This is a genomic window from Cupriavidus sp. CuC1, assembly GCF_044627735.1.
Classification (GTDB): Bacteria; Pseudomonadota; Gammaproteobacteria; order Burkholderiales; family Burkholderiaceae; genus Cupriavidus; species Cupriavidus ulmosensis.
The window spans coordinates 1-15,250 of the sequence record NZ_JBIUHC010000013.1 but is presented as its reverse complement, the minus strand read 5'-3'; the positions used below and the strand labels follow the sequence as shown (position 1 = coordinate 15,250).

Sequence of the window (15,250 nt, the reverse complement as noted above, 5' to 3'; positions counted from 1 at the left end):
TCAATTTCTCCTTTTGCTGGCGTCTTTGAGGCGCTGTCAAAATGATTCTGGCGTTGGGGCGCGAGCTTGTCGTACGACTGGTACGACATGGCAACGCGCCTGCCAGAACCGCTTCGGTTCATTCTGACAATGCCGCTGATCTGCTAAGCGGGCGGACGTCTTTGGCCCTTTGGTGTCTGCCCCTTGTGTCTGCCATGCGCTCGGCCAGGCCAAACGCAGCGCACAATTTTTTCGCAGCTTACAGGAATCTGACGATATGTGGGGACCGGCCGGTCGGCTTTTGCGCAACCGCATCGCCCCTCGCAAGACTTGCCGGTGCATGCCAGGCCGTGCCACGACGTGCCAGGACGTCCCGTTGACGATTTTTACGCCATCCCTTGGCAGGCCGCTGTTTTCTTGACACCGATTTTAGGCGCGTGCCTGTACTGTTCCGGTCGCGCCGCGGCCACTGTCGTCCTGACGCTCGCCGCGGCTTGCGCCATCGCCTGATAGGTGGCTGCCCACCGATCGATGCCTTTCCCCATTGGCAAGTTATCCATGACTGCCCTTCGCTTCAACGTTTCGCACGCCTGCCTCGCTACCTTGTCTTGCGCCACGCTTCTCGCCGCGCCCGCCGCCTTCGCGCAGGGCGCGCCCGATGCCGCCGCAGCCGACGCGTCGCCGCACACCTTCATGGCCAACGTCACGCTGGCCAGCGAATATCGCTACCGGGGCCTGATGCAGTCCAACCGCCGCCCGGCGATCCAGGGCGGGTTCGACTACACGCATGCGAGCGGCCTCTACGTGGGCAACTGGAACTCCAGCATCAGCTGGCTTGGCGACAGCAATGCGAAGGTGTCGGCGCCGATCGAGATGGATTTCTACGGCGGCTTCAAGAACACCCTCACGCTGGGCGGGCTCGAATGGAACTATGACGTGGGCGTGCTGGAGTACTACTACCCCGGCGACTATCCGGCAGGCTACACACGCCCGTACACGACGGAGCTGTATGGCGGAATCGGCTATGGCCCGGTGTTCCTGAAGTACTCGCACGCAGTGACCAACCTGTTCGGCTTCAACGACAGCAAGAACAGCTACTACGTGGACCTGTCGGCCAATGTGCCGCTCAATATCTGGGACCTGACGCTCAATGCGCACGTGGGCTACCAGAAGGTGAGGAATGTCATGGACGCCTCGTACACGGATTGGAAGCTGGGGCTGACCAAGGACCTGGGCAAGGGCTTTGCGCTGGCGATCGCCTACATCGACACCAACGCCAACAAGTCGGTCTACACCAATGTGCCCGGCCGTTATATCGGCAAGGCCGCCGCCTTCGCGTCGCTCACCAAGACGTTCTGAGCACGCCCCGCCATCTTGATGACATTTTGATGGCGGCGGCTTTGATAACTGCATCAACTTGAGGCGGCCATGCATAGCATGGTTGCATCTCCAACAGACGACCCGCCCAGCGCGGGTCCCGCTCAAATGCGACAGTCGAGCCTTGCCGTGGCCTTTGCCTCCGTGCCGCGCCGCCGTCTTTCCCGCACCGAATCCCGCACCGCGCGCCTTGATGCTTCCGGCATCGAAGCCGCGCAGGCCACAGTGCCCGCGCCTGGCGCGGACACCGCGCACAGCTGGATCCGCCTGCGCCTGGAGGTGGCGTCGGGCCAGGTCTTTGCGCTGCGCCAGTCGCTGCACCGCGCGATCGGGCAACTGGCGCGCATCTACGTGGTCGAGGTGGACCACCGCCATGGCGAGACCACGTTGCATGTGGAAGTCGAGCGCGGCGGCCGCGACGCTGCCATGCACGCCATCATGATGGCCTTGCCGGCCGCCGAGTTCGGCGTCACCACCATGCTCGGACAAGACCATGCCGCGCACTAATACGATGGCGGGCTTGCGCGAAGGCGGCCGTGCGACGTTGTGGCTGCCGCTGGTGACGCCGATGCAGGGCGGCGAGCCGGACCTGGCCTGCGCGCAGCGCCTGGCCGCGCACTATGTGGCCAGCGGCGTGGATGGGCTGGTCATCCTGGGCACGACCGGGGAGGGCGGGCTGCTCACGCCGGATGAGCGGCTGATGTTCACCGCCGCGGTGCTGGAGGCGGTGGACGGCGCGCTGCCGGTGCTGGCCGGCGTCGGCGGCGTGGATACCCGCGTGGTCTGCGAGCAGGTGCGCCAGCTGGACCGCTTCGACCTGGCGGGCTACCTTGTGCCGCCGCCGTATTACCTGCGCCCCGGCGACGAGGGCATTGCCTGGCATGTCGAGCGCGTGGCGGATGCCACCTGGCGCCCGCTGATGCTCTACAACGTGCCCAAGCGCACCGGCTGCAATATGTCACCCGCCTTGGTGCAGCAGCTGGCGGCCCATCCGCGCATCGTCGCGGTCAAGGAGTGCGACGCGGCCGGGCTGCGCGAGCTCGCCGGCAATGATCGGCTCGCGGTCTTCTGCGGCGAGGACGCGGCCATGCTGGATCACCTGCTGGCGGGTGGCGACGGCGTGGTGCCGGCTTGCGCCCATATCCGCCCGGATCTGTTCGTGCGGCTGCTGCAACTGGTGGCGCAGGGCCGTGTTGCCGCCGCGCGTGCGCTGTTTGCGAGCCTGGCGCCGCTCATCTCGCTGCTGTTCTCCGAGCCCAATCCGGCCCCGGTCAAGACCGCGCTGGCATTGTGCGGGCTGGCGGGTTCCGAGGTCAGGCGGCCACTGGCGCCGGCCAGCCGCGCGCTGCGCGAACGGCTGGATCAGGTGATCGCTTCGTTGCCGGCGGTGGAGGACGTGGAGAGCACTTTGCTGCCGGCCTAGCGTCGGCGCGCGCGGGGCGTCGGATGCGCGAAAGGGCGGCAACCGGTAGAATGCCGGATTGCCTAAAATTTGTGCATCATGTCACACGACTGGAAGGCCAGCGTCACTGTCGCCGCGGTTATCGAACACGGCGGCCGCTTCCTGCTGGTGGAAGAAGAAACCCCCGACGGCCTGCGGCTGAACCAGCCTGCCGGCCATCTCGACCCGGGCGAGAGCCTGATCCACGCCGTCATCCGCGAAACGATGGAAGAAACCGCGCACACGTTCGAGCCGCGCGCGCTGCTGGGCTGCTATACCGCCCGCTCGCACTCGGCCGGCACCGCGACGCGGCCGGGCGGCGACATCACTTACGTGCGCTTTGCCTTTACCGGCGAGCTGGGCTCGCTCGATGCCGGGCGCCAGCTCGATGTGGGCATCGTGCGCACCGTGTGGATGAGCGCTGACGAAATCCGCGCCTGCCCCGAGCGCCATCGCACGCCCCTGCTGCTGGCCTGCATCGAGGACTACCTGGCGGGCAAGCGCTTTGCGCTCGATGCCCTCTACACCCATCCCTCCGTGGTAGGCGGCGGAGCGCTGTCATGAGCCAGGGCAAGCGCGTGGTGGTGGGCATGTCGGGCGGCGTGGATTCGTCGGTGACTGCTTGGCTGCTCAAGCATCAAGGCTTTGAGGTGATCGGCCTGTTCATGAAGAACTGGGAAGACGACGACGACAGCGAGTACTGTTCGACCCGGCAGGACTGGCTGGACGTGGTCTCGGTGGCCGACCTGATCGGCGTCGACGTGGAAGCGGTCAATTTCGCCGCCGAGTACAAGGACCGCGTCTTTGCGGACTTCCTGCGCGAATACTCGGCGGGCCGCACGCCCAACCCCGACGTGCTGTGCAATGCCGAGATCAAGTTCAAGGCCTTCCTGGACCACGCCATGTCGCTGGGCGCGGACACCATCGCCACCGGCCACTACGCGCGCGTGCGCGAAGCGGGGGCGCACGCGGGCGCCGGCACCGGCCGCTTCGAGCTGCTCAAGGCGTTCGACCATACCAAGGACCAGAGCTATTTCCTGCACCGCCTGAACCAGGCGCAGTTGTCGCGCACGCTGTTCCCGCTGGGCGAGATGCCCAAGACGCGCGTGCGAGAGATCGCTGCCGAGATTGGCCTGCCCAATGCCAAGAAGAAGGATTCCACCGGCATCTGCTTTATCGGCGAGCGGCCCTTCCGCGATTTCCTCAACCGCTACCTGCCGACCAAGCCGGGACCGATGAAGACGCCGGACGGCAAGGAAGTCGGCCAGCACATCGGCCTGGCGTTCTACACGCTGGGGCAACGCAAGGGTATCGGCCTGGGCGGCAGCCGCGCGGGCAATGGCGACGCCTGGTATGTGGCGCGCAAGGACATGGCCAGCAACACGCTGTATGTGGTGCAGGGCCATGAGCATCCGTGGCTGCTGACGTCCACGCTCGACGCTGCCGACCTGTCGTGGGTGGCGGGCACCGGGCCGGCGGTGGGCACCACGCTGTCGGCCAAGACGCGCTACCGCCAGAGCGATGCGCCCTGCGCGGTGACGGCAGCGGGCGACGATGCCCTGCAGCTGACCTTCGCGCAGGCGCAGTGGGCCGTCACGCCGGGCCAGTCCGCGGTGCTGTACGACGGCGATGTCTGCCTGGGTGGCGGCATCATCCGGTGATGCGCGGATAGTGCGATGGCATGAAAAAAACCGGCTCGATGGCCGGTTTTTCATCTTCGCGCAGGAAGAGGCGCAGAAAGAGGTGCAGGTAAGGCTCAGGCGCGCGGCGGTTCCGTGTCGATAAACGACTGGCGCTTGGCCAGCTTGTCCTGGTACACCGCGAGGCGCGGGTGGCGCTCACGCCAGGCGATGTCCGGGAAGCGGAAGTCGAGGTACGACAACGCGCAGCCCACGGCCACGTCGGCCAGCGAGTAATGGTTGCCCGAGCACCAGGGCCGGTCGGCCAGGCCGTCGGCGATGGCGGCCACGGCCGCGTCGATCTTGCCGAGCTGGCGCTTGACCCAACGCTCGCTGCGCTGTTCCGGCTCGCGCTGCGTGTGTTCCAGGCGCGCCAGCAGGGCGGCGTCAAGCAGGCCGTCGGCCAGCGCTTCCCAGCAACGGACCTCGACGCGTTCGCGCCCGGCCTGCGGGATCATCCGGCTGACCGGCGTCAGCGTGTCGACGTACTCGACGATCACGCGCGAATCGAAAATCGCGCCGCCGTCTTCCATGACCAGGCACGGTACCTTGCCCAGCGGGTTGAACTGGGAGATGGTGGTGTCCGGCGACCACACGTCAACCTCGACCATCTGGTAATCGATCTTCTTTTCCGCCATCACTACGCGCACTTTGCGCGCGTAAGGGCTGGTTTGCGATGCATACAGCTTCATGGACTCCCCTCGAGCTTGTTATGAAGTGCATCGGCCGCGCCTCGCGCGGCCGGCATGCCCGATGCACTTCATAACAGGCTAGCGGATCGGCGAGCGCGAGTATACCCGTGCCCCGCCCGGGATGTGCCCGGGCGTGGGCCGCGCCAGCCTCCCGTGTCGTGATGCCGATACGCGCGCGGCGGCCGGCGCCGCGAACGCGTCCACAGAAGGCGGGGCGCGATGGTAAAATGCCCGCTTTCCGTCGTGCCGTCAGTCGGTTTTTGCGCCGAATTGGTCTCTTTCTGAGGCGAATTGGACCTGTTTTTTTGCCATTTCCCCTCTTTAGAGCGGTTTTGGCCTTGTCACCGGCCACTTCGGCCCGCGAGGGCCTAGCCCGGCCATTGTGCCCGCGCAATTTGCCCGCCCGGCCACGCTTGCGTAACCACCCCTCTATCCCTCCGGTCTCCCAGCATGTCTTCCTCCTCGCTCTCTCCGCTCACCGCCCTGTCTCCCATCGATGGCCGCTACGCCTCCAAGGCCGATGCGCTGCGCGAGTGGCTCTCGGAAGCTGCCTTCATGCGCAACCGCGTCAAGGTGGAAGTGCACTGGCTGACCGCGCTGTCGCAAGCCGGCCTGCCCGACATGCCGAAGTTCTCGCCGGCCTCGGAAGCGGCCCTGCTGGCGCTGGTGGACAACTTCACCGAAGCCCACGCATCGCGCATCAAGGAGATCGAGGCGGTCACCAACCATGACGTGAAGGCCGTGGAGTACTGGCTCAAGGAACAGGTCAAGGGCAACGCCGAGCTGGAAGCCGCGAGCGAGTTCATCCATTTCGCCTGCACCTCGGAAGACATCAACAACACCTCGCACGGCATGATGCTCAAGGGCGCCCGCGAAGGCGTGATCCTGCCGACGCTGCAGCGCGTGCATGCGCGCCTGGTGGAGCTGGCGCACGCCAATGCCCGCCAGCCGATGCTCTCGCGCACCCATGGCCAGCCGGCCAGCCCGACCACGCTGGGCAAGGAAATGGCCAACGTGGCGGCACGCCTGGCGCGCGCCATCGAGCGCATCCAGCGCGTGGAACTGCTGGGCAAGATGAATGGCGCGGTCGGCAACTACAACGCCCACCTGTCGGCATATCCCAGCTTCGACTGGGAAGCGTTCTCCAGGCAGGTGATCGAAACGCGCCTGGGCCTGACCTTCAACCCCTACACCATCCAGATCGAGCCGCACGACTACATGGCCGAGCTGTTCGACGCCATCGCCCGCGCCAACACCATCCTGCTCGACCTGAACCGCGACATCTGGGGCTATATCTCGCTGGGCTACTTCAAGCAGCGCACCAAGGCCGGCGAAATCGGCTCGTCGACCATGCCGCACAAGGTCAACCCGATCGATTTCGAGAACTCGGAAGGCAACCTGGGCCTGGCCAACGCGGTGCTGCGCCACCTGTCGGAGAAGCTGCCGCTGTCGCGCTGGCAGCGCGACCTGACTGATTCCACCGTGCTGCGCAACATGGGCGTGGCCTTCGGCTACAGCCTGCTGGCCTATGAGGCCTGCCTGCGCGGCCTGGGCAAGCTGGAAACCAACCCGGAGCGCCTGGACGAAGACCTCGACAACTGCTGGGAAGTGCTGGCCGAGCCGGTCCAGACCGTGATGCGCCGCTTTGGCGTGCCCAATCCCTACGAGCAGCTCAAGGAGCTGACGCGCGGCAAGGGCATCTCGCGCGAGGCGCTGCAAAGCTTCATCGGCGGCCTGGCGATTCCCGACGACGCCAAGCAGCTGCTGCTGGAAATGACCCCGGCCACCTATATCGGCCGCGCCGTCAGCCTCGCCGAACGCGTGTGATTCTCCCGGCCTGCGGGCCGGCGCGTTGCCAGAAAAGCCATCCCCAGGATGGCTTTTTTTTGTTGATGGGCGGCTAGCGCTGGCGCGGCCTACCGGCTGCGGCGAAATGTCACTTCAAATGGTTTGAATGATTCCATGAATTTCAGACAGTGACACAACCTGCCAGCCGCACAATAATGCGAGAATTCAAAGAGCAGCAGTTATTGCCTTTCAGTAAAAGTTTGTGAAACGCCCGCGAGGGCAGGGGTCCTTATCCATGCATTCCCAAGCCAAAGCCAGCGCCCGCGCCGCAGCCGCCCCAGCGCCGCTGTCGGCGTCCGCCTATGGGGCCACCGCGATCGGCCTGCACTGGATCATCGCGCTGCTGATCTTCGCCGCCTTCGGGCTGGGCTTGTACATGACCAGCATCCCAGGCTTGTCGATGCTCAAGCTCAAGCTGTTTTCCTGGCACAAGTGGATTGGCGTAACCGTTTTTGCCTTCGCCGTGCTGCGCGTGCTGTGGCGCGCCACCCACCGCGTGCCGGCACCCGCCGCGGGCACCCCGGCCTGGCAGGCCAAGGCCGCGCACGCGGCTCACCTGCTGCTCTACGCGCTGATTGTGGTGGTGCCCATTACGGGCTACCTGTACAGCTCGGCTTCCGGGGTTCCCGTGGTCTACCTCGGCATCTGGCAGCTGCCCGCGCTGATCGAGAAGAACGATGAGCTCAAGGAAATCCTCAAGCTGGTCCACATCTGGCTGAACTACCTGATGGCCGTGATCGTCGTAGTCCATGCGGCCGCTGCCATCAAGCACCAGTTCATCGAGCGCGACGGCACGCTGGCGCGCATGCTGCCGTTCCTCAAGTAAGCCGACAAACCGAACATTGACCGAGGGCCGCGAGGCCCTCTTAGCGACAGGAGTTTTTAATGAAACGCATTCCCCGCCCGAGCGCGCTCCTGATGGCAGCCACGCTGGCCACTGCCGGCATCGCAGCCAACTACGCCTGGGCCCAGGTCGACGCAGCCAAGAGCTCGGTCACCGCGACGGCACGCCAGATCGGCGTGCCGATGGAGGGTAAGTTCAAGAGGTTCGATGCCACGGTCGCGTTCGATCCCGCCAAGCTGGCAGCGTCCTCGGCCAAGGTCGAGATCGACGTGTCCAGCTTCGAGATCGGCGACGCCGAGACCACCAAGGAGGTCAAGGGGCGCGACTGGTTCGATGCGGCCAAGTACCCCAAGGCGGTGTTCCAGTCGACCAGCATCAAGCCCGGCGCCGCCGGCAAGTACGAGGTGGCGGGCAAGCTCACCATCAAGGGCAAGACCCAGGACGTCGTGATTCCGGCAAGCTATCGCCAGGACGCGGGCGGCCAGGTGTTTGAAGGCGTGCTGCCGATCAAGCGCACCGTGTACAACATCGGCGACGGCGAATGGAAGGACACTTCCGTGGTGGCCGACGATGTCCAGATCAAATTCCGTATCGTGACCTTGGCTAAGAAGTAAGCGCGCAGCGCCTGTCTTCCCTGCCATTCCTTTGCTGTTCATCCCCAACTTTTTGCCGGGAGCTCTCATGAAATTGCGCACCATCCTCGCCGCTGTCGCGGCCCTGTCCGCCGTCGGCGTGGCATCCGCCAATACGGTCACCTACAACCTCGACCCCACCCACACGTACCCAAGCTTCGAAGCCGACCACCTGGGTGGCCTGTCGACCTGGCGCGGCAAGTTCGAGAAGTCGAGCGGCGTGGTGACGCTGGATCGTGTTGCGAAGACCGGCTCGGTGGACATCAAGATCGATCCCGCCTCGGTCGACTTTGGCAACAGCAAGCTGAACCAGCACGTGAAGGGCCCCGACATGTTCAACGTCGAGGCTTTCCCGGAAGCCACCTACAAGGGCAAGTTCTCCAAGTTCAACGGCGATGTGCCGACCGAAGTCGATGGCGTGCTGACCCTGCACGGCGTGTCCAAGCCGGTCAAGCTGCAGATCCGCGAGTTCAAGTGCATCCAGCATCCGATGCTCAAGCGCGAAGCCTGTGGCGCTGACGCGGTGGGCACCTTCAGCCGTGCCGATTTCGGTATCGACTACGGCGTGAAAATGGGCTTCAAGCCCGAGGTCAAGCTGGCGATCCAGGTCGAAGGCGTAAAGGCCGACTAAGCGTCGACTAGCGGGGCCGGCCAGGGGCCGACCAAGACGGACGACACAGGCATCGCGAGTCCTCGGGGCTTGTCCCGCAGCGTTGCGCATGCAAGCAGTAAACAAAAAAGGCCGGGAGCAATCCCGGCCTTTTTTGTTTACTGCTGTTTCCGGTCGTTTCCGGCTTGGCGGGCGGGTTGGCGCAGGTTGTGTTGTCCGCACTTGGCTCCCACAGTACAATGATCCGCTAAGATTCGGTTACAGTCCTACTCAGTACAGTCTCACTCAGTCTCAGTCTCAGTCTCAGTCTTAGTCACAGTTACCAGGGTGTAGCCGCGCGCGTGCCTGCCATCATCAGGACGCCCATGCCCGCAACCGATTACCGACATGTATCCCAGCAGTACCCCCTGATACTGGCCTAGCGCAGCGATCCATCGCCCTACGAGCTGTACCCGGCCAGTCAATGTTGCATTGTTGAACTGGGCGGCCGGCAGCGTTTCTCGGTTTTCTCTGGCGCAATACCGTGTACTCCCAAACGCAAATCGATCCGGTGGTTAGTTTCCGCAACTCGCAGGGCGAGCAGGTGCGGGGCACAATTATCAATCTCCAGAGAAAAGCTCTGGTGATGGAAATCTACAATCCATACTCGATCGTTCAGGTCAGCGAGGTGCTGAGCGAGCTGAGTGTGCGCATGGGGAGCAAGAACGCCTACCTGGGCAAGGCGGTGGTGATGAGCCTGGTGAATACCGGCCTCACCGCGGTGGTATCGCTCACGCTGATCGACGAATGGCGCGAGCTGAGCGATCTGCCCAACGAGCCCAAGTCGGTCGGGCGCGAGGCGGAACTGTTCATCAACGACTGGGATGCGCGCTTCAATATCCGGCGCGATTACCAGATCGTGGTCAACGAAATGCGCGCGTTTCTCTCGGAAGTCTCGCGCTGGGTAGAGCAGGTCGACCTGACCGAGAACCTGCCCAAGACCGACGGGCGGCTGCGCGAGGATGTGTTCTACGAGCTCGCCACGCCGATCATGCTCAAGGTCAAGACCTACCTCGACCGGCTCGAAGGCGAGGCCGGGCAGGTGGAAGCGGAGATTGCGCCCGTGCACCGCACCTACGCGCAGTCGGCCCTGCATCCGCTGCTGCTGCGCGCCCCCTTTGTCTACCGCACCTTCACCAAGCCGCTGGGCTATGCGGGCGACTATGAGATGGTCAACCAGATCCTGAGCGATCCGCAGCAGGGCCCGACCACCTACTTCCAGATCGTCAATACGGCCTTCCTCAAGGCGGCCGTGGCGACTGCCCACCGCAACCGGATCGACCTGCTGGTCGATTTCCTGTCGCGCCAGGCCGATGCCGCTCGCGCGGCGGGCAGGCCGTTTCGCATACTCAATGTCGGCTGCGGCCCGGCCTTCGAGATCCAGCGCTTCGTGCGCGAGTATCCGCAGCCCGAGTTCCTGTCGTTCCAGCTGGTCGACTTCAGCGAGGAGACGCTGGCCTACACCAAGTCCTCCATCGAGAGCTCAGCCGCCTCGGCGGGGCACAAGGTGTCGGTGGAAATGGTGCATCAATCGGTACATGAGCTGCTCAAGCGCAAGATCGCGCCGGACGACGCCGGGCTGCGCGAGTTCGATGCGGTGTATTGCGCGGGGTTGTTCGACTACCTGTCCGATAAGGTGTGTTCCCGCCTGCTGAGCTATTTTGCCGCGCGTACGCGCCCGGGCGGCCAGTTGCTGGTAACCAACGTCCATTCGGCCAATCCGGAGAAATTCGGCATGGAACACCTGCTGGAGTGGTACCTGATCTATCGCGACGAGGCCAGGATGAGTATGCTGCTGCCCGAACGATCCCGCGATCACAAGCTCTATGTCGACCAGACTGGGGTGAATGTGTTCGCGGAAGCGATCATCCTCTGAAACGCCAGTAGCCGGCCCAGCCATGAGCACCAATCAACTTTACGCGGGATACCAGACCGAGCTGGCGGATTTCCGCCTGGCCTTCAGCCGTGGCGGCGCCTATACCGCCATCGTGCTGGTGCTGCTCGGCGTGGGGCTGGACTATGGTCAGTATCCGCAGCTGCAGGCGCCGTTCGCCGTGGCGCGCGTGCTGGTGTCGCTGCTGATCGCCGGCATCGTGATGCTGTTGTACAGCACGGCAGGGCGCCGCTTTGCGCCGTGGCTGACGTTGTCCTGGCTGCTGCTGCCGCAGATCATGATCTCGTGGATGATCTGGCATACCGATGGCGTGGAGTCGCCGTATTACGTCGGGCTGAATCTCGCCATCTTCGCGTCGGGCATCGCGCTGCCGTTCGGCCTGTGGCAGAACCTGGTCTTCGGGGTGCTGTCCTACCTGTTCTACCTGCTCGCCTGCGTGCTGCATTCCGGTGGCATCGAGCCGGCCGGCACCTTTATCGTCAATTCACTGTTCCTGCTGTTTGCCGCGGCGGCCAGCGCGGTCTATACCTTCTTCAATGAGCGGGCGCGCTTCATGCTGTTCCGGCTGAAGGCCGAAGTGGCGGAGAAGAACGGCGAGCTCGAAGTGATCAACCGCAAGCTGGTCGACATCAAGGGCCAGATGCTGCAGCAGGAGAAGATGGCCGCCATCGGCACGCTGGCAGCGGGCCTGCTGCACGAGGTCAACAACCCGGTCAACTTCTGCCTGATGGCGATCGAAGTCGCGCTGGAAGAGCCGGTGGCCAAGAACGAACCAATGCTGCAGGAGTGCCTGGTCGACGCCAAGCAGGGGATGCAGCGCATCCAGCATATCGTGTCGGACCTGAAGACCTTCGCCTATCGCAAGCCCGGCGCTGAAGCGGAGGGCACGCCATTCCTGTTCGAGAAGGCGCTGGATTCCTCGATCCGGCTGACCGCGCATGAGCTGCGCGGGGTGGCCGTCACGCGCGAGCTGCCGACCGATACGCTGGTGCTGGGCGACGAAGCCGCGGTGATCGGCGTACTGATCAACCTGTTCTCCAATGCCGCGCTGGCCATGCGCAAGGCCGGCACGCAGGGCCCGGCCATCCATACCACCGTGAAGTGGGTTGAGCGCCGCTTGCATGTGACCGTCAAGGACAACGGGCCGGGCATTGCGCAAGAGCACCTGGCGCGCGTGTTCGAGCCGTTCTTCACCACGCGTGAAGTCGGCCAGGGCCTGGGCCTTGGCCTGTCGATCAGCTACGCGGTGATCGAGCGTCACGGCGGCGCGCTGTTTGCGGAGAGCGAACTGGGCAAGTGGGCCTCGTTCAGCTTCGATCTGCCCCGAGCCGACTGAGAATGCCATGAGCGACGCCCGCCAACCACGGCTTACCGTGCTCTACGTCGATGACGAGGAAATGGCATGCAAGTACTTCGCCCGCGCGGTCGGCACGGAGTACGAAGTGCTGGTCGCCAGCGGCGCCGACGAAGCGGTCCGCATCCTGCGCCGGGAGAACGCGCGCATCGCCGTGCTGGTGACGGATTTCCGCATGCCGGGCCGCGATGGCGGCGACCTGCTGCGCCAGGTGGCGCTCGAGTACCCGCAAATCGTGCGCATCCTGGTGACAGCCTACGCGGACAAGGACATGCTGTTGCAGACGGTCAACACCGGCGAAGTGTTCCGCATACTGGAGAAGCCCATCGAGCTGGGCCAGGTGCGCGAAGCGCTGCGGCTGGCCGCCGAGCGCTATCGCGAACGCTCGATCCGCCATCAGCGCCTGATGGCGATCGACGAGACGCTGGCCTTCCTGGCGCATGAACTGAACACGCCGCTGGCGGCGATTGCAAATTTTGCGCGGGGTATCGAAAGCCGTATCGCGGCGGAATACAATCCGCAGCGCCAGAGCGAGATCGGCCAGGCGGCCACGTCGATGCATGACAACGCGCAGTATTGCCTGGCCGTGATTTCGTCGTTCCTGCAATCGGTGCGCAGCAGCGGCAGCCGGCCGAGCACGCAAGCGGGCGCCAGCCGGGAAGTGACCGCCGGCGGCCTGATTGCCGCGCTGCTCGATACCTACCCGTTCGCCGGGCCGCAGCGCGAGTGGGTGAAGATAGAAATGCATGACGACTTTGCCGTGCGCACGCTGCCCAATTGCGTGGCGCTGGTGCTGTCGTCGTTGTTGTCCAATGCGCTGCGGGCGCTCGATGGCGTCGACTCGCCTTCGCTGCGCTTCGTGGTGGCGGCCGAGCCCGATGCCGCGATCCGCATCTGCGACAACGGGCCGGGCATACCAGCAGAGGTGATGGGGCGCCTTCTGGTGGATCCGGTCACCACCCACGCGAGTACCGGCGGCAACGGACTGGGCATGATTTTTTGCAACCGCGTCATGCAGTCTTTCGGTGGCGGCATCCGGATCGAGTCTACGTCTGGTGCGGGTACCACAGTGACGCTGGATTTCCCCAATACCAAGAGTCGAATGCATAGGAGTGATCGATGAACGAACCGAATGCCACGCAGGCACCATCACCGGCGATTCTGTTCGTCGATGACGAGGCGACGGCCGTCAAGTATTTCCAGCGTGCCATCGGAGCCCTGGCGCCGGTCGTGACCGGTGGCTCGGTCGAAGAGGGCAAGGCGCTGCTGGATGCGCACGCGGACAGCCTTGCGGTCCTGGTCTCCGACCAGCGGATGCCGGGCGAGTACGGCAATGAGCTGCTGCGCTACGCGCGCGAGCGCTATCCGCATATCGTGCGGATCCTGACCACCGCCTACTCGGAGATCGAGCATACCGTCGCGGCCGTCAACGAGGGCCAGATCCATCGCTACATCAAGAAGCCGTGGGACATCACTTCGCTGCGCATGGAGCTCAAGCAGGCGCTCGAGATGGCCGGCCTGCGCAAGGAGCGCGACCAGTTGCTGCGCGAGAAGCTGAGCGTGCTGCAGCGCCAGACCATTGCCGCGCGCATCGGCCTGATCCGCACGCTGTCGGCCAGCCTGATCGGCCCGGAGCGCTTCCAGCCGGTGGATACCTACCTGGCCTCGGCCGCGCTGGTCGGCGTGCAGAATCCAGAGCCGGACTGGCTGCTGATGGACTATGCCGACCTGGTGGCGGCGGAAAGCCGCCGCAGCGGCACCTTTGGCCACGCGGTGGCGGCAAAGCTCGCCGCGCTGCGCACGCAGCTCGCCGGCCGTGGCGCTGGCGATGCGGTGGCGGCACTGGCCGAGACGCTCGCCGCAACGGAAGGCGCGGCCAACGTGCGCCGCGATGGCGATGCCCTGGTGTGGATCCAGGGCGCCGCGCTTGCCGAGTACCTGGGCGAACCCGTGGACAAGGATGTGTCCGCGCAACATGCCACCTGGCTGGCCGGGCTGCTGTGGCTGGATGAAAACGGCGGCGCGCTCAAGGCCGTGCGCGAGGGCGACTCCATCGTCTACCGCCCCACCGATCGCACCGCGGAATTTGCCGCGGATCGCCTGGCGGTGTGGATCGAGCAGTTCTGAGCGAGTCCCGAGCCAGTTCCGAGTAGCAACGGCATAAAAAAAAGGGGTAAGCGGCTGGCGAAGCCGTCTTGACGGTGTATGGTTTCAGGAGACGGCAGGTGTCCAACGGTGCGGCAGCAGTTCACCGATGGCGCTAGCGCGCTGGGTCGGCAGTCTGGTCAGCACGTCCGTTAGGTACGCATACGCATACGGATCCAGTCCGTTCAACTGTGCCGAGCGCACCAAGCTCATGACCGCGGCCGCCCGTTGTCCTGCTCGTAATGAGCCCGCGAACAGCCAGTTCGAGCGCCCGATCGCCCAGGGTCGGATCTGGTTTTCCACCCAGTTGTTATCGATCGGCGCATTGCCATCGTCTAGGTAGCGCATAAGCGCCTCCCAGCGTTTGAGGCTGTAGTCCAGTGCTTTGGCGATGGCCGAGCCGTCTGGCACTTTTTGCCGTTGGCCGATCATCCAGGCATGCAATGCATCGGCCACGGCACGCGCCTTCTCCTGCCGCACGCACCGCCGCTCCTCTGGGCTGAGTGTCGCCACCTCGCGCTCAACGTCGTAGAGCATGCCGATGTACGCCAGCGCCTGACCCGCCACCTCGCTTTTATGGTTGGCGTGCAGGTCGTAGAACTTGCGCCGGGCATGCGCCTTATCCAGAGCTCTGGATAAGGCGCAGTATCCGGAGTCGGATTTTATCTGGAGTAGCGTCGCGAGTTGCGCGCCCGTGCTGGCTTCTCGGGCCCGCT

15 protein-coding genes are annotated in these 15,250 nt (G+C 64.6%); 13 read left to right on the top strand and 2 right to left on the bottom strand.

The window, feature by feature from the left end:
- Positions 1 to 537 precede the first annotated feature (537 nt).
- The 5 genes from ACGLHR_RS08030 (at position 538) to mnmA (ending at position 4,458) form a co-directional block, all read left to right on the top strand.
- The gene (locus tag ACGLHR_RS08030) at positions 538 to 1,338 is read left to right on the top strand and encodes a TorF family putative porin (protein WP_400093112.1); all 801 of its coding nucleotides are present in this window, start codon (positions 538 to 540) and stop codon (positions 1,336 to 1,338) included.
- 126 nt (positions 1,339 to 1,464) lie between these two features.
- Entirely contained in the window at positions 1,465 to 1,863 is a 399-nt protein-coding gene (locus ACGLHR_RS08025) for a hypothetical protein (protein ID WP_400093110.1), read from the top strand.
- Positions 1,850 to 2,779, top strand: coding sequence for a 4-hydroxy-tetrahydrodipicolinate synthase (gene dapA, locus ACGLHR_RS08020; protein WP_400093108.1), 930 nt, complete (start codon positions 1,850 to 1,852; stop codon positions 2,777 to 2,779). The genes ACGLHR_RS08025 and dapA overlap by 14 nt, the downstream gene beginning before the upstream one ends.
- A gap of 78 nt (positions 2,780 to 2,857) precedes the next feature.
- Positions 2,858 to 3,361, top strand: coding sequence for an NUDIX hydrolase (locus ACGLHR_RS08015; protein ID WP_400093107.1), 504 nt, complete (start codon positions 2,858 to 2,860; stop codon positions 3,359 to 3,361).
- Entirely contained in the window at positions 3,358 to 4,458 is a 1,101-nt protein-coding gene (gene mnmA / locus ACGLHR_RS08010) for a tRNA 2-thiouridine(34) synthase MnmA (RefSeq protein ID WP_400093105.1), read from the top strand. Before ACGLHR_RS08015 ends, mnmA begins: the two co-directional genes overlap by 4 nt.
- A 95-nt stretch (positions 4,459 to 4,553) precedes the next feature.
- Here the strand turns inward: mnmA and ACGLHR_RS08005 are convergent, their stop codons facing one another.
- On the bottom strand, positions 4,554 to 5,168 hold the full coding sequence (locus ACGLHR_RS08005; protein ID WP_400093104.1) for a glutathione S-transferase family protein: 615 nt from the start codon (positions 5,166 to 5,168) through the stop codon (positions 4,554 to 4,556).
- A 450-nt stretch (positions 5,169 to 5,618) separates the two neighbouring features.
- Here ACGLHR_RS08005 and purB point away from each other — a divergent pair, with 450 nt between their 5' ends.
- The 8 genes from purB (at position 5,619) to ACGLHR_RS07965 (ending at position 14,516) form a co-directional block, all read left to right on the top strand.
- On the top strand, positions 5,619 to 6,995 hold the full coding sequence (gene purB / locus ACGLHR_RS08000; protein ID WP_400093102.1) for an adenylosuccinate lyase: 1,377 nt from the start codon (positions 5,619 to 5,621) through the stop codon (positions 6,993 to 6,995).
- Between the two features lie 256 nt (positions 6,996 to 7,251).
- Positions 7,252 to 7,842 carry a cytochrome b gene (locus ACGLHR_RS07995; RefSeq protein ID WP_400093100.1) on the top strand — a complete coding sequence of 197 codons (591 nt, stop codon included), beginning with the start codon at positions 7,252 to 7,254 and terminating at the stop codon, positions 7,840 to 7,842.
- 59 nt (positions 7,843 to 7,901) lie between these two features.
- Positions 7,902 to 8,474 carry a YceI family protein gene (locus ACGLHR_RS07990; protein WP_267604380.1) on the top strand — a complete coding sequence of 191 codons (573 nt, stop codon included), beginning with the start codon at positions 7,902 to 7,904 and terminating at the stop codon, positions 8,472 to 8,474.
- A gap of 67 nt (positions 8,475 to 8,541) precedes the next feature.
- Positions 8,542 to 9,123 (top strand): YceI family protein, encoded by a 582-nt coding sequence (locus tag ACGLHR_RS07985; protein WP_400093098.1) that lies wholly within the window; start codon positions 8,542 to 8,544, stop codon positions 9,121 to 9,123.
- Positions 9,124 to 9,625: 502 nt separating this feature from the next.
- On the top strand, positions 9,626 to 11,017 hold the full coding sequence (locus tag ACGLHR_RS07980) for a class I SAM-dependent methyltransferase (protein WP_400093096.1): 1,392 nt from the start codon (positions 9,626 to 9,628) through the stop codon (positions 11,015 to 11,017).
- 22 nt (positions 11,018 to 11,039) lie between these two features.
- Positions 11,040 to 12,371, top strand: coding sequence for a sensor histidine kinase (locus ACGLHR_RS07975; RefSeq protein ID WP_400093095.1), 1,332 nt, complete (start codon positions 11,040 to 11,042; stop codon positions 12,369 to 12,371).
- Between the two features lie 7 nt (positions 12,372 to 12,378).
- Positions 12,379 to 13,512: an ATP-binding protein gene (locus tag ACGLHR_RS07970; RefSeq protein ID WP_400093093.1), complete on the top strand. Its 1,134-nt coding sequence runs from the start codon at positions 12,379 to 12,381 to the stop codon at positions 13,510 to 13,512.
- Entirely contained in the window at positions 13,509 to 14,516 is a 1,008-nt protein-coding gene (locus ACGLHR_RS07965; protein WP_400093092.1) for a response regulator, read from the top strand. The genes ACGLHR_RS07970 and ACGLHR_RS07965 overlap by 4 nt, the downstream gene beginning before the upstream one ends.
- A gap of 84 nt (positions 14,517 to 14,600) precedes the next feature.
- On the opposite strand, the gene tnpC is transcribed toward ACGLHR_RS07965, so the two are convergent.
- On the bottom strand, positions 14,601 to 15,250 hold a 650-nt coding region (tnpC, locus tag ACGLHR_RS07960), incomplete at its 5' end, for an IS66 family transposase (protein WP_400093091.1).

Excerpts from the sequence above, each read along its gene's own strand:
- mnmA (WP_400093105.1), top strand. The coding sequence starts at position 3,358 with ATGAGCCAGGGCAAGCGCGTGGTGGTGGGCATGTCGGGCGGCGTGGAT.
- purB (WP_400093102.1), top strand. The coding sequence starts at position 5,619 with ATGTCTTCCTCCTCGCTCTCTCCGCTCACCGCCCTGTCTCCCATCGAT.
- dapA (WP_400093108.1), top strand. The coding sequence starts at position 1,850 with ATGCCGCGCACTAATACGATGGCGGGCTTGCGCGAAGGCGGCCGTGCG.
- ACGLHR_RS07975 (WP_400093095.1), top strand. The coding sequence starts at position 11,040 with ATGAGCACCAATCAACTTTACGCGGGATACCAGACCGAGCTGGCGGAT.
- ACGLHR_RS08030 (WP_400093112.1), top strand. The coding sequence starts at position 538 with ATGACTGCCCTTCGCTTCAACGTTTCGCACGCCTGCCTCGCTACCTTG.
- ACGLHR_RS08025 (WP_400093110.1), top strand. The coding sequence starts at position 1,465 with ATGCGACAGTCGAGCCTTGCCGTGGCCTTTGCCTCCGTGCCGCGCCGC.
- ACGLHR_RS08015 (WP_400093107.1), top strand. The coding sequence starts at position 2,858 with ATGTCACACGACTGGAAGGCCAGCGTCACTGTCGCCGCGGTTATCGAA.
- ACGLHR_RS07995 (WP_400093100.1), top strand. The coding sequence starts at position 7,252 with ATGCATTCCCAAGCCAAAGCCAGCGCCCGCGCCGCAGCCGCCCCAGCG.
- ACGLHR_RS07990 (WP_267604380.1), top strand. The coding sequence starts at position 7,902 with ATGAAACGCATTCCCCGCCCGAGCGCGCTCCTGATGGCAGCCACGCTG.
- ACGLHR_RS07965 (WP_400093092.1), top strand. The coding sequence starts at position 13,509 with ATGAACGAACCGAATGCCACGCAGGCACCATCACCGGCGATTCTGTTC.
- ACGLHR_RS07970 (WP_400093093.1), top strand. The coding sequence starts at position 12,379 with ATGAGCGACGCCCGCCAACCACGGCTTACCGTGCTCTACGTCGATGAC.
- ACGLHR_RS08005 (WP_400093104.1), bottom strand. The coding sequence starts at position 5,168 with ATGAAGCTGTATGCATCGCAAACCAGCCCTTACGCGCGCAAAGTGCGC.
- ACGLHR_RS07985 (WP_400093098.1), top strand. The coding sequence starts at position 8,542 with ATGAAATTGCGCACCATCCTCGCCGCTGTCGCGGCCCTGTCCGCCGTC.